This window comes from Gordonia sp. GONU, assembly GCF_024733855.1.
GTDB classification, from domain to species: domain Bacteria; phylum Actinomycetota; class Actinomycetes; order Mycobacteriales; family Mycobacteriaceae; genus Gordonia; species Gordonia amicalis.
The window spans coordinates 44,615-57,771 of record NZ_JANRHB010000005.1 but is presented as its reverse complement, the minus strand read 5'-3'; the positions used below and the strand labels follow the sequence as shown (position 1 = coordinate 57,771).

Annotated in this window: 15 protein-coding genes; 5 read left to right on the top strand and 10 right to left on the bottom strand. The window is 66.8% G+C overall.

Annotated elements, in window-relative coordinates; genetic code table 11:
* Position 1 precedes the first annotated feature (1 nt).
* Positions 2–913 carry an iron-dependent extradiol dioxygenase HsaC gene (hsaC, locus tag NWF34_RS06850; RefSeq protein ID WP_006435736.1) on the bottom strand — a complete coding sequence of 304 codons (912 nt, stop codon included), beginning with the start codon at positions 911–913 and terminating at the stop codon, positions 2–4.
* A 42-nt stretch (positions 914–955) separates the two neighbouring features.
* On the bottom strand, positions 956–2,140 hold the full coding sequence (gene hsaA, locus NWF34_RS06845; protein ID WP_258324478.1) for a 3-hydroxy-9,10-secoandrosta-1,3,5(10)-triene-9,17-dione monooxygenase oxygenase subunit: 1,185 nt from the start codon (positions 2,138–2,140) through the stop codon (positions 956–958).
* 225 nt (positions 2,141–2,365) lie between these two features.
* Here hsaA and NWF34_RS06840 point away from each other — a divergent pair, with 225 nt between their 5' ends.
* The 3 genes from NWF34_RS06840 to NWF34_RS06830 all read left to right on the top strand — a co-directional run bounded on the left by NWF34_RS06840 (position 2,366) and on the right by NWF34_RS06830 (position 4,640).
* On the top strand, positions 2,366–3,577 hold the full coding sequence (locus tag NWF34_RS06840) for an aromatic ring-hydroxylating dioxygenase subunit alpha (protein WP_258324477.1): 1,212 nt from the start codon (positions 2,366–2,368) through the stop codon (positions 3,575–3,577).
* A gap of 2 nt (positions 3,578–3,579) precedes the next feature.
* The gene (locus NWF34_RS06835) at positions 3,580–3,975 is read left to right on the top strand and encodes a hypothetical protein (protein ID WP_006435739.1); all 396 of its coding nucleotides are present in this window, start codon (positions 3,580–3,582) and stop codon (positions 3,973–3,975) included.
* Between the two features lie 128 nt (positions 3,976–4,103).
* Positions 4,104–4,640, top strand: a complete 537-nt coding sequence (locus tag NWF34_RS06830; RefSeq protein ID WP_258324476.1) for a C40 family peptidase — start codon at positions 4,104–4,106, stop codon at positions 4,638–4,640.
* Here the strand turns inward: NWF34_RS06830 and NWF34_RS06825 are convergent.
* Positions 4,615–5,181: a hypothetical protein gene (locus tag NWF34_RS06825; protein WP_258324475.1), complete on the bottom strand. Its 567-nt coding sequence runs from the start codon at positions 5,179–5,181 to the stop codon at positions 4,615–4,617. The genes NWF34_RS06830 and NWF34_RS06825 overlap by 26 nt on opposite strands.
* Before the next feature lie 380 nt (positions 5,182–5,561).
* On the opposite strand from NWF34_RS06825, the gene NWF34_RS06820 reads away from it, so the two are divergent.
* The gene (locus NWF34_RS06820; protein WP_258324474.1) at positions 5,562–6,356 is read left to right on the top strand and encodes a VOC family protein; all 795 of its coding nucleotides are present in this window, start codon (positions 5,562–5,564) and stop codon (positions 6,354–6,356) included.
* Between the two features lie 45 nt (positions 6,357–6,401).
* Here NWF34_RS06820 and NWF34_RS06815 read toward each other — a convergent pair whose 3' ends face one another.
* Positions 6,402–6,629: a hypothetical protein gene (locus NWF34_RS06815; protein WP_006435744.1), complete on the bottom strand. Its 228-nt coding sequence runs from the start codon at positions 6,627–6,629 to the stop codon at positions 6,402–6,404.
* A gap of 170 nt (positions 6,630–6,799) precedes the next feature.
* Positions 6,800–7,897, bottom strand: a complete 1,098-nt coding sequence (locus tag NWF34_RS06810; protein WP_258324473.1) for a TDT family transporter — start codon at positions 7,895–7,897, stop codon at positions 6,800–6,802.
* A 108-nt stretch (positions 7,898–8,005) separates the two neighbouring features.
* Here NWF34_RS06810 and NWF34_RS06805 point away from each other — a divergent pair, with 108 nt between their 5' ends.
* Positions 8,006–8,923 (top strand): LysR family transcriptional regulator, encoded by a 918-nt coding sequence (locus NWF34_RS06805; protein WP_258324472.1) that lies wholly within the window; start codon positions 8,006–8,008, stop codon positions 8,921–8,923.
* 4 nt (positions 8,924–8,927) lie between these two features.
* Here NWF34_RS06805 and NWF34_RS06800 read toward each other — a convergent pair whose 3' ends face one another.
* From NWF34_RS06800 to NWF34_RS06780, 5 genes are read right to left on the bottom strand one after another with little or no spacing between them, the layout of a single operon-like run.
* On the bottom strand, positions 8,928–9,443 hold the full coding sequence (locus tag NWF34_RS06800; protein ID WP_375295629.1) for a nuclear transport factor 2 family protein: 516 nt from the start codon (positions 9,441–9,443) through the stop codon (positions 8,928–8,930).
* The gene (locus tag NWF34_RS06795) at positions 9,440–10,291 is read right to left on the bottom strand and encodes an LLM class F420-dependent oxidoreductase (RefSeq protein ID WP_258324470.1); all 852 of its coding nucleotides are present in this window, start codon (positions 10,289–10,291) and stop codon (positions 9,440–9,442) included. Before NWF34_RS06795 ends, NWF34_RS06800 begins: the two co-directional genes overlap by 4 nt.
* Positions 10,292–10,293: 2 nt before the next feature.
* Positions 10,294–11,142: an SDR family oxidoreductase gene (locus NWF34_RS06790; protein ID WP_258324469.1), complete on the bottom strand. Its 849-nt coding sequence runs from the start codon at positions 11,140–11,142 to the stop codon at positions 10,294–10,296.
* Entirely contained in the window at positions 11,129–12,223 is a 1,095-nt protein-coding gene (dmpG, locus tag NWF34_RS06785; protein ID WP_159404484.1) for a 4-hydroxy-2-oxovalerate aldolase, read from the bottom strand. The genes NWF34_RS06790 and dmpG overlap by 14 nt, the downstream gene beginning before the upstream one ends.
* A complete protein-coding gene (locus tag NWF34_RS06780) occupies positions 12,220–13,125 on the bottom strand; it encodes an acetaldehyde dehydrogenase (acetylating) (protein ID WP_159404485.1) in 906 nt (301 codons plus the stop codon). The genes dmpG and NWF34_RS06780 overlap by 4 nt, the downstream gene beginning before the upstream one ends.
* Positions 13,126–13,157: the final 32 nt, after the last annotated feature.

Below are 13,157 nucleotides of genomic sequence, written 5' to 3'. Positions count from 1 at the left end.
GTCAGTTCTTGAACCCGACGCTGAAGTCATGCCCCCAGAGACTGACCGCGGTGCTCTCGCGTGCGATCCACTCATCGTCGTTGACCGTTCTTCCCTCGCAACCGAACTCGACGTCGAAACCGCCCGGCGTCTTCATGTAGAAGGAGAGCATCAGGTCGTTGACGTGCCGGCCGAGCGTCGCCGACATCGGCACCTTCTTGCGCAGTGCGCGGTCTAGGCAGAGCCCCACGTCGTCGGAGTTCTCGACCTCCACCATCAGGTGGACGATGCCGGTGCTGTTGGGGATCGGCAGGAACGCCAACGAGTGATGACGCGGGTTGCAGCCGAGGAAGCGCAGCCACGGCACCTCGTCGCCCTCTTCGCGTCCGACGACCTGCGGGGGCAGGCGCATCGAGTCGCGGAGCTTGAATCCCAATACGTCTCGGTAGAACTCGAGAGCCGCCTTGTCGTCCTCACAGGTGAGGACGACGTGGCCGAGCCCCTGCTCCTCGGTGACGAAACGGTGGCCGTACGGGCTGACGATGCGACGGTGCTCGAGCGCGGCCCCGTGGAACACCTCGAGGGTGTTGCCGGCGGGATCGTCGAACACGATCATCTCGGCGACGCGACGATCGGCGATCTCCTCGTCCTTGCCTTCGCGGAAGACGACGTGCGCGGCAGCCAGTCGGTCGCGGACCTCCTGTAGCGCAGCGGCATTCGCGACCTCCCAACCTGCACAGGACAGGCGGTCGTGTTCGGCGGGCACGATGACCAGGCGGGCGGGAAAATCGTCCATCCGCAGGTAGAGCGCGCCCTCGGTCAGTCCGGAGCCCTCGATCATGCCGAGGACCTTGAGACCGTAGGTGCGCCACGCCTCGACGTCGGTCGCCTCGATCCTCATGTATCCCAATGAACGGATCGGACTGTCACTCATCTGCTCGACTCCTGTTGTCTCGTCGCGTCACGAACGGAATGCCTATACCATCGTGTCGCCGATGGGAATCCCGAACTCGCCGTTGCCGTATGCGACGTAGGCGCGTTCCGGGTCATTGGCGGCGTGCACGCGGCCGGCGTGGGCGTCCCGCCAGAAGCGCTGGATCGGGGTCCCGTTCTCCAGCGCGTGGGCGCCCGAGTTCTCGAAGAGACGGTCGATGGCGGAGATCGCACGACCGGTGGCGCGCACCTGGTCGCGACGGGCCGACAGACGCAGTTCCATCGGGATCTCCTCCCCGGCGAGGATCAGGTCGTATTCGGCCTGCAGGTTGCCCGACAGCTGTCGCCATGCGGCGTCGATGTCGCTGGCGGCCTCGGCGATCCGGACCTTGGCAAACGGATCGTCCTTGGCCTTCTCCCCGGCGTAGGCGGCGCGGACACGCTTGCCCTGATGTTCGACGTGAGCATGGTAGGCGCCGAAGGCCATGCCGACGATCGGCGTCGCGATGGTACTCGGATGGATTGTGCCCCAGGGCATCTTGTATACCGGCGCGGTGTTCTGCTCGAGGCCCGGGCTCTGCCCCATCGACATCGTGCGCATGCTGAGCATGCGGTGGCGGGGCACGAAGACGTCCTTGACCTCGATGGTGTTGGACCCGGTGCCGCGCAGACCGACGACGTTCCACACGTCCTTGATCGTGTAGTCCTCGCGCGGGATCAGGAAGCTGACGAAGTCGACCGGCTTGCCGTTCTTGATGACCGGACCGCCGACGAACACCCAGTCGGCGGTGTCGCAGCCCGACGACCAGGCCCACGACCCGTTGACCTTGTAGCCGCCGTCGACGACCTCACCCATACCCATCGGCGCGTACGACGACGAGATGCGGACGTTGGTGTCCTTGCCCCAGACATCTTCCTGCGCCTGCTGGTCGAAGAGCGCCAGGTGCCAGTTGTGGATGCCGATGATGCCCGACACCCAACCCGTCGACCCGCATGCCGAGGCGATGCGTCGCACGGCCTCGTAGAAGGTCACCGGATCGACCTGGTATCCACCCCACTGCTCGGGCTGCATCAGCCTGAAGAAGCCGGCCGTCTCGAGGCTGGACACGGTCTCGTCGGGGATTCGACGCAGATCTTCGGTGGCCTGTGCACGCTGTTCGATCTCCGGGAGCAGCGCGTTGATCTTCTCCAGGACCTGCTCGGCGGCTTCGCTCCGTTGTGCTGGCATCTCGCCTGCTCCTACCTGTCTCTCCCTCGGCCGGATGTACCGACCGCTTACTCATCGAGTTCGAGATTAGAACACGTTCTCATTTCTGTCGAGCACTGGGACTTTATGCCCATGTACAGCACCTATCGCCGATCTGGGGGACGATCCGTCCAAAGTTTTTGAAACGTGTTCTAGTATTGGCAGCAGAGGTTCGATGCGACACCAGTCACAGACAGGAGAGGGCTTATGTCATCTGCACCCGACACCGAGGTGGGTATCCGGGAGATCGACACCGGCGCGCCGCCCACCCGGTTCGCCCGCGGGTGGCATTGCCTGGGCCTGAAGAGCGAGTACGACGACGGCGAACCCCACTCCGTCCAGGTCTTCGGCACCAAACTCGTCGTCTGGGTCGACACCAAGGGTGAGCTGAACATCCTCGACGCCTTCTGCCGCCACATGGGCGGTGACCTCTCGCAGGGCAAGCTGTCCGGCGACAACGTCGCGTGCCCGTTCCACGGTTGGCTCTGGAAGGGCAACGGCCGCTGCGCCGGCGTGCCGTATGCCAAGCGCAACCCCAAGCTGGCCAAGACACGGTCGTGGCCGTCGATGGTCCGCAACGGTCAGGTCTTCGTCTACAACGACCCCGAGGGCAACCCGCCGCCGGACGAGGTCATCATCCCCGAGCTGGCCGAGTTCGGCTCCGAGGAGTGGACCGACTGGACGTGGAATCGGATCGTCATCGAGGGCTCCAACTGTCGCGAGATCATCGACAACGTCGTCGACATGGCGCACTTCTACTACGTGCATTTCGCTTTGCCGGACTATTTCAAGAATGTCTTCGAGGGCGAGATCGCCGCCCAGTACATGAATTCGCATGGGCGCCCTGATGTCACGCTCGGCACCAACTACGGCGACAGCCGGCTCGAATCGATCGCCGCCTATTACGGACCGTCTTACATGCTGAACCCGATGGTCCAGTACTACGGCGGTTACGCCGTCGAGACGATTCTGACGAATTGCCATTACCCGATCGACGAGAACTCTTTCGTCCTGATGTACGGCGTGATGGCGAAGGTTCCCGAAGGACTCACCGCCGAGCAGGCGGCGAAGATGGCGACCAAGATCAGCTCCGGCGTCGAGGTCGGCTTCCTGCAGGACGTGGAGATCTGGAAGAACAAGACCCGCATCGACAACCCGCTCCTCGTCGAGGAAGACGGCCCGGTGTACCAGCTCCGACGCTGGTATGAGCAGTTCTACGTCGACAAGGCCGACGTCACCGATGAGATGACCGGCCGGTTCGAGTACGAGATCGACACCTCGAAGGCGCTCGAGAGCTGGAACGCCGAGATCCAGGAGAACCTCCGGCGTCAGGAAGCCGAGAAGGCCGAGTCCGACAAGGCAGCGACCGAGACATCGCCGGACGGCGCCGCGGACTCCTCGGAGAAGGCACAGGTCTGACGATGACCCGGGCCGCAGCACGAGCACACTGGGCCAAGGCGCCTGATTTCGGCGACGATCCCGACCGGGCGGCCCGGGTCCATGCGGCAACACAGCGCGATCGCGAGCACTACCTGCAGGGCGGCATGCGCGAGATCGAATGCCGCGCCTGCCACGCATGCGTGCTGGTCAAGAAGACCAGCTCGTTTCACACGAGCGTGCAGTGGAACGCCGACGCCCGGAGTCGATGCCTCGGCCTCGAGCAGATGCGTGCCGGCGGCGACGACGGGAACGGACCTCTGCTCCCGGGTGCGATGATGCCGACCTGCGTCCGATTGTCGGCGAGTATCGATCACGGCGTCGCGGAGGGAATCATTCCCGCCGAATCGCCTACGACCGATCCCGACGGATATTGGTGACATGCCATTGTGAGTCTCGTGTGGAACATTGATTAACACTGGCCCCACGCATCACAACGGTCACACCTTCATCACACGTCGAGAACTATCGGCGACACGCGGGCATCCGGTCCGCCAATCTGATCATCATGTCCGATTTGCGAACCCGCTGTACGCGGGTCACCTGTGCTGTTGCTCTTTCCGCCGCGTTGGCTGTCGCGGCACCGTTCGCCGGCTCGCCGTTCGCTGATGCCGGAAAGGCCGCGGCAGCGGGGTCCAGTTCCGGCTCCAGCGATTCGACGGGATCGGTGCCGATCTACCTCCCCGTGCCCACCCCCACCGGCTTGACCGCGCTCGCCGCGTCGATGACCCAGATCGGCAAGCCGTACCGCTGGGGTGGCACCGGACCGCATTCCTGGGACTGCTCCGGACTGGTGCAGTGGGCGTTCTACACCGCAGGCGTCAAACTGCCCCGGACCAGCCAGCAACAGGCGAAGGTCGGCAACGCGATCCCGTTCAACGCCCTCGCCCCCGGCGACATCATCATCTTCGGCCGCGACGCCGGACACGTCGGCATCTACGCCGGCGGCGGCCGACTGTTCAACGCCTACACCACCGGCAAACCCATCGGCTTCACCAAGGTCAAGGACATGGGACCCATCAAGACGATCCGTCGTTTCGGCTGACCCGGTCGGCATCAGGCGACCGTCCGGGCCACACCGAGGTCACCACCGCGAACCCCACGACGACGAGCAACAGCACCGCGACCACCACGGTGCCGATCAGTCCGTAACCGGGCTGCATCGTCGGGAGTTCGAGGTCGAGGGCCTCGGTGACCCGGTCGGAGAACAGGTGCGCGGCCGGATCACCCAACGTCCGGATCCCGACGGCCGCGGCGATGACCGAGGCCAGGCCGATCACACCGATCGCCGCCGGACGGAGACGTGCGCGCCACCACCCCAACGCGGCGACCACTGCGATGACCGCACCGAGGACGACCACGCTCAGACCGGGCCGGTCGGTGTTGTCCTCGAAGAAGAAGGCCACGTCCTCATCGCTCGCCCCCGGGACGGTCACCCGTCCGAGCCCGGTGATGGACGGTTGCACGCCCTCGTCGGTGCTTCCCCACTCCACCTGTGCGAATAGCACCAGGAGGAGTCCACCGACGAGGGCGGCAGGCCACACCAGAACGCGAAGTCTGGCGACGATGCCCGATTCTGTCGTCATGCCACCCAGGTTGCCATCCCCCCGACCTCGCTGATCGAGCCGACACCGAGCGACCTCGATACGCGGCGTCCTCGCTTCGCTCCGTCGGCGCTACTCGGCCGGCAGAGGAGCGTGACCCCCGCTGATTGAGCCGGCACCGAGCGCAGCGAGGAGCCGTTCCCCCGCTGATCGAGCCGGCACCGAGCGCAGCGAGGAGCCGTTCCCCCGCTGATTGAGCCGGCACCGAGCGCAGCGAGGAGCCGTGTCGAAATCACGCCCCGGTATCGATCTCCCGTCAGCGCCCGAACCCGCTGTCGCAGCGATGAGTTTGCGCGACGCTGAGAGTCTCCACCTCAGTCGTTCAGCAACACTCCGCATGGCAAACGAAGGGACACGAGAACATGGCCGAGTACGCAGCCCCGTCCGGGGCGCCGATCTGGTTCGACCTCATGAGCAGCGACACCGAGAAGGCCGAACAGTTCTACGGTGCGATCTTCGGGTGGGAGACCGAGGAACCCAGCGAGGAGTTCGGCGGGTACCGGAACTTCACCAAGAACGGGAAGCCGGTCGCCGGATTGAGTCCTGCGATGGAGGAGGCCGGACCGCCGAACATCTGGTCGGTGTACCTGCACACCGAGGACGCGAACGCCACCGCGAACGCCGTCGAACAGGCCGGCGGCAGCATCATGGTCCCACCGATGCCGATCGGCGAGGAGGGCACGATGATGGTGGCGACCGATCCGGCGGGCGCGGTCATCGGCTTCTGGCAACCGAATCAGCACAAGGGGTACTCCGAGTACGGGGATCACGGCACCCCGTACTGGTTCGAGTGTCAGTCCAAGGACTACGCCAGATCGCTCGACTTCTACCGGACGGTGCTCGGCGCGCGGATCGAGGAGGTCGGCACCGGCGGCGACCCCGACGCGGTCGGCCCCGACCACTACGGACAGATCTTCTACGGCGAGGAGTCCTACGCCGGGATCATGGACGCCGCCAAACTGTTTCCCGAGGAGGTGCCGTCGTTCTGGCAGATCTACATCACCGTCGACGACGTGGCGGCGACGGTCAAGCAGGTCGAATCCCTCGGGGGTGAGATCCTGATGCCCGGTGAGGACACCCCGTACGGGACGCTCGCGGCGATCAAGGACCCGATGGGCGCGCTGATCTGCTTGGGACACCCGCCGGCCGGGATGTGACACGGCGCGATCGGTAGAGGTGATGCGCGTTTGTGCGCGTGTTCTCTACCGATCGCCCGGCGGGTATTCGTCGGAGTCGTCGGGGCCGACATCGGTGGCTTGTTCCACGACGTCCGCGACGTTGGCTTCCAGGGCGATGTCGGGACCTTCGGACTCGGACTCGGACTCGGAGTCGGCGGGAGCCTCCTCGTCGACGGGCTCGGCCGGCATCGTCTGCTCGACGACGTCGGCGTCGTTCGCTTCTCCTTCGGTCCACGGTTGTGCGGCTGCCATGGGGACTCCTTCCGGTAGCTGGGTGCTCGGCACAGGTGTGTCCGGGCGCGACCTTCCGGTGGTGCGTCTCCGATGATCCTGTCGTACCCGGCAGGCGTCAACCGTCCTCGCAACGTCAACCCGCCTCGCAACGTCAACCGGCCTCGCAACACAGCGCCCGGATCGCGGGACTATGCCGGCAGGCGGAGGAGTTCGCCGGAGACGACGCCTCGGGCGGTCCGGGCGGCGACGACGAACCAGGCGGCCACCAGCACCGAGAACCCGGCGATCGCCGCGATCTCGAACACCGTCCAGCCCAGGGTGAGCATCAGCGCGGAAGAGCCGGTCACGTAGGTACCCACCGGGAAGGTGAACGACCACCAGGTCATCGCGAACGGCATCCCCGCGCGCGCCGTGCGGACGGTGATCCGGGTGGCGACACCGATCCACGCCGTTGCCGCCACCCAGACGGCCAGACCGTAAGCGACCGCGAACTCGTGCATGGCACCCGCGACCGGCGCGGGCACTGCGTGCTGCGCCGCGTGCGCGAGCAGGCAGGCCGCCGTTACCGACTGCCCGAGCGGGCCCAGCACGATCCACCAGGTCGGCACCATGTGTGCGGCGCCGTGGTCCCCGGTGCGGAACCGCCGGACGAGCGTGACCAGGATGGGCGTGGCGGCGAGCACCGCCAGACCGAACATCGCGCATCCGATGCCGAGTACCAGGTCCCGCGTCCACCCGGGGTCGAGCTGACCCGACAGGATCGCCGCGGCCGACGCCGACACCATCGGCGGCACGACCGGCATCAACCAGCCGCCGAAGGCGTCGTCGACGCCGGCGCGACCGAGGATCAGGTGGCGATACGGGATGACCAGCGCGGTGACCACGCCGCCGACCGTGCCGACGATCCAGCACACGACGTCGACGCCGAGGGCGAGGTCCCGGCCGACGATCCCGGCGCCCACCACGAGGGTGCTGGTCCCCACGGTCATGATCGCCATCGGCACCGCTCCGTAGAAATGCGCGACGATGTGGTGCTCGTGGTGGCCGCGCGCGATGTCCGGGTCGGCCCTCCAGTGGCCGATCGTGGCCGCGACCACGCTTCCGAAGACGATGCCGGCCAGCAGCCAGAACCCGACGGCCACGGCACTCAGACCGGCCGGTTGCCACGGTAGGCCGTGCGCGGCGATCGCGATGACCCCCGTACCCATCACGGCCGCGAACCAGTTGGGCGGGAACCAGGTGGTCCGGGCGGGTATGCCGGTCGTCGACGCGGTCATCGTGATCATGTCCACCACGATCCCGGCGATGCCCGACGGCCGGTAGCACCCGAATCGTTGACAGGATACAAGCCCGGCTTGTAGCCGGGGCACCACGAACGGTTGTACCCTCGGTCGATGGTGCTCAGTCCCCGGATGCCCGACCTCGCATCGCTGGAGACCCTGCAGACGGTCGTCGGCACCGGCAGCCTCAATGCCGCGGCGTCGGAGCTCGGTATCACCCAGCAGGCGGTGTCGGCACGCATCCGTGCGTTGGAGACCCAGCTCGGCGTCGGACTACTGACCCGAACGCCGCGCGGATCGGTACCGACTCAGGCCGGGCGCCTCGTCGCCGAGTGGGCGGACCGATTGCTCACACTGGCAGGCGAATTCGATGCCGGGCTCTCCGCGCTGCGCCTGGAACGACGCGATCAGCTGCGACTGGCCGCGAGTCTCACCGTCGCCGAGCATCTCCTTCCGCGATGGCTCGTGTCGTTCGCGGCCCAGCACGACCCCGCACCGAAGGTGTCGTTCACCGCCGCCAACTCCGACCAGGTCTGCACGCTGGTGCGCGACGGGAAGGTCGAACTCGGGTTCGTCGAAGGACCTCGCGTGGCACCGGGCCTCAGAAGCCGGACGATCGCCCGTGACGAGCTGGTCGTCGTCGTGCCGCCCGGTCATCCGTGGACACGCGTCCGCCGTCGCATCGTGGCCGCCGACCTCGCCCACACCGCGCTGGTGACGCGCGAAGAGGGTTCGGGCACACGCGAGTTCTTCGAACGCGCACTGACCCGAGCGCTGGGACCCTCGCGCGAGGTCACCGCTCCGGTGCTGGAATTGTCGACGACGGCATCTGTTCGCGCGGCGGTCATCGCGGGTGCCGGCCCGGCGGTGCTCAGCAATCTGTCGGTCGCCGACGACCTCGACCGCCGGCTGATCCGCATCCCGGTCGACGATCTCGACCTCGAGCGTCCGTTGCGCGCGGTGTGGTTGTCGGGTCCGCAACCCAATGCCGGTGCAGCGCGCGACTTCCTGGCGCACATCGGGCGTTCCTGAGCACTCAGGGCACGTTTCGGTCCCCGACGTCGGTCCCGTGCACCCCGTGGTTGAGGAGTCGATGCGCGTCCGGCGTCCCGTCGAGAGCACGACTCGTTCGCCGTGCGACCTTCCAGCCCGCATCGGTGCGCACGAACTTCCAGTGGTGCGCGCTCGCGCGGACGACACGAAAGCCCTTGTCACCGGCGATGACCAGGAGTGAGTGACTCGCGGCGATCGCCTCGTCGCCTTCGACGTTCACGTGGACCGCGCCCTGGAGGTGCGTGCATCCACGGGTGATGAGTCCCTGATGGGCATCGGAGCGGACCATCGCGACGATGTCGTCGCGGCCGTGCATGAAGAGGCCGTCGACGTCGTAGATGCCGTCCGGTGTCCACAGTGCGGCCACCGCGTCGGCGTCCCCGCTGTCCACGAGTGGCCCATAGGCGGTGACCAGTCGCGTGATCTCCCGTTCGTCGGCGAGAAGCCGCACGGTGTCCTCGAGCTGCGCCAGTCTCTGTTCGACTGTCACGGTGATCATCCCTCCCGTCCGGCCAGCTCCGCGAGCCGTCGCAGTTGGCTGATGTAGTGGTCGGCCGACGATGCCCGGATCGTCACGCCGACGATCGTCGCCCCGGCCGCGCGGGTCTTCTCCAGTTCGGCGGCGGTGCCGTCGGCGTCCTCCGGATCGAGCGACCCGGCACCGAGAACAATCTCGAAGCGGTCCGGCACCTCGACCGATCCGAGCATCTCCCGGAGTCGGGATCGACTCAGCCCGAACGGAACCCAACCATCTCCCAGATCGATTGCCCGGCGGAGCGACCGCTGCGTTCGCCCGCCCACCCAGATCGGGAGACGCTCTTGCACCGCACACGGTTCGACGATCAGTCCTCCGAACCGGTAATGGGTGCCCTCATACTCCGGCTCGGATGCCGACAGCGACGCCCGGAGAGCGCGCAGGGCATCGTCGGCACGTTCGCCCCGGCCCTCGAACTCGACGCCGAGGAGCTCGAACTCCTCACGCAGCGAACCGACTCCGACACCGAGAGTGACGCGGCCACCACTGATGGCGTCCAGGGTTCCGTACCGTTTCGCGATGGCCAGGGGATGATGGTAGCCGAGGACCAGCACCTGGGTGAGGAACCGGATGTTCCGGGTTCGGCCGGCGAGAAACCCGAAGGTGGACAACGGGTCCCAGTAGGTTCCACCACGCTGCGCGGCGATCTCGGCGGGCACGGCCACGTGTTCACTGCAGCTCAGGTACTCGAAACCCAGTTCGTCCGCGGCGGCAGCGATCTCGGCGAGTTCGGCGATCCCCGCCGTCGCCTCCCATTCACCGGCGACACCCGGCAGCCGCGTGACGATCGGGCTGGTGATGCCGAGGCGCACTCTCAGCTCCGCGTCGGCGCCGCGGAGGCGGCTGCCTTCTGCGGGAACAGTTTCAGCATCGCCTCGTGCTGGGCCAGGATCAGGCTGCGCCGGTCGGGACCGTTGATCTTCTCCACTCGACGCGCGTTGCCGCCGGCCACCCGCACCGGACCGTCGGCGAGATGTTCGAGTCCTTCGCGCGCGACGTCCTCGGGCTCGCTCGCCTTCAGCGGCCCTCCGAGGTTCATCCCGGCCCGCTCCATGGCCGGCGTGCGCGTCACGCCGAGCACGAGCTCGAGAACGTCGACGCCGTGGTCACGCAGCTCGAGCCAGAGCGACTCGGCGAACACGCGCCCGAAGGCCTTCACGGCACCGTAGATCGAGAGATGCTTGCCGCCGAGGTAGCCGCTCATCGAACCGACGAGCAACAACCCGCCACTCCCCCTCGCCCGCAACCGCGCACCGAAGTGGTGCACGAGCGCCAGCTGGGCGGTGATGTTGAGATCGATGACGGTCTGGAACTTCTCGAGGTCGCCCTCGACGAAGTCGTTGCCATATGTGTTGGCACCGGCGTTGTAGATGAACAGGCCGACATCGAGATCGTCGGTGACGGAGATGATCTCGTCGATGACCGACGGATCGGTGAGATCGGCCGACAGGGTCAGCGCCTGCACACCGCGGGCGCGGACCTCCTCAGCCGTCTCCTCCAGGGGTCCGGGCTTGCGCGCGATCAGTACGACGTTGATCCCGGCGTCGGCGAGCTGGTGGGCGAACGACGCACCCACACCCTCGGATCCGCCGGCGATCACCGCCCACGGGCCGTACCGCTTCGGGTCGAAACCGGAACCGTCGGCGTTCTCAGACACCGGCATTGGCGTCTTGCTTCTTCTTCAGCTCGAGCGCGATGTCGATGAGCTGATCCTCCTGGCCGCCGACGAGTTTGCGCGCGCCGGCCTCGAGTAGGATCTCTGCCGCCGATACGCCGTAGCGTTCGGCATGGCCCTCGGCATGCTTGAGGAACGAGCTGTAGCAGCCGGCGTACCCCATCATCATCGCCGGGCGGTCCACCAGGCACTCTGACGGCATCGCCGGGCGAACCACGTCCTGCGCGGCGTCGGCGATCTTCATGAAGTCGACGCCGGTCGTGATCCCGAGCTTGTCGCACACCCCGACGAAGGCCTCGGTGGGCGTGTTCCCCGCGCCGGCTCCGAAGCGTCGGATCGACCCGTCGATCTGCTGGGCGCCGGCACGAATCGCGTTGACCGAGTTGGCGACCGCGATGTCGAGGTTCTCGTGACCGTGGAACCCGACCTGGGCGTCGTCGCCGAGTTCGGCGACCAGTGCCTCCACCCGCACGGTGACGTCCTCGAGCACGAGCGCACCCGCGGAGTCCACGACGTAGACGCACTGGCATCCGGCGTCGGCCATGATGCGGGCCTGCTTGGCGATGACCTCCGGCGGCTGGCTGTGGCTCATCATCAGGAAGCCGACGGTCTCGAGTCCGAGATCGCGTGCGAGACCGAAGTGCTGGATGGAGACGTCGGCCTCGGTGCAGTGGGTGGCGATGCGGCAGATCTGACCGCCGTTGTCCTGTGCGGCCCGGATGTCGTCCTTCGTGCCCAGGCCGGGCAGCATCAGGAAGGCGATCTTGGCGCGCTTCGCGGTCTCCGCGGCCGCCTTGATCAGCTGTTGCTCCGGGGTCTTGGAGAACCCGTAGTTGAACGACGAGCCGCCGAGTCCGTCACCGTGGGTCACCTCGATGACCGGCACACCGGCCTCGTCGAGCGCACCGACGATCGCGCGCACCTCCTCCTCGGTGAACTGGTGACGCTTGTGATGACTGCCGTCGCGCAGCGAGGAGTCCGTGATGCGGATGTCGAGGGTGTCGGAGTACTTGCGCGCGTTGGCCATCAGCTTCGGGTCGCGCGGGGTGGTGACCACGTTGGTGCTCATGCGGGGACTCCCAACTTCTTCTTTGCGAGTTCTTCGCCGACCTTGGTCGCGGCGGCGGTCATGATGTCCAGGTTTCCGGCGTAGGGCGGCAGGAAGTCGCCCGCCCCCTCGACCTCCACGAAGATCGACACGCGCGCGAAGCCGCCGTTCAGGACGCTCGGCGGGTCGAACTGTGGGTCCTGCAGCAGGCGATAGCCGGGCACGTAGGCCTGGATCTCCTTCTCCCGACGGTGGATCGACTCCGCGATCGCATCGGTGTCGGCATCCTCGGGGATGGCGCAGAAGATGGTGTCGCGCATGATCATCGGCGGATCGGCCGGGTTCAGGATGATGATCGCCTTGCCACGCTTCGCACCGCCGATCGTCTCGACACCGGCCGACGTGGTGGCGGTGAACTCGTCGATGTTGGCGCGCGTGCCCGGACCGGCCGAGACCGAGGCCACGGATGCCACGATCTCCGCATAGGGCACCGGCACGACCGACGAGACCGCGTGCACCATCGGGATCGTCGCCTGCCCGCCGCAGGTGATCATGTTGGTGTTCGGGGCGTCGAGGTGTTCGCGCAGGTTGGCCGGCGGGACCACGGCAGGTCCGACGGCCGCCGGGGTGAGGTCGACCGCGGTGATGCCGGCCGCCTCGTACTTGGGTGCGTACTCACGGTGCACGTACGCCGACGTGGCCTCGAAGATCAGGTCGGGCTTGTCCTGCGACCCGAGGAGTTCGTCCGCACCGCCGCTCATCGTGATGAGCCCGTGGTCGGCGGCACGTTTCATACCCTCCGACTCGGGGTCGATGCCGACCATCCAACGGGGTTCGATGACCTCCGAACGCTCCAGCTTGTACATCAGATCGGTGCCGATGTTGCCCGATCCGATGATCGCCGCGGTCAGTTTCGCCGCCACGTGGATCCTCCTTTTGCTAGTGAAGTCTGTTG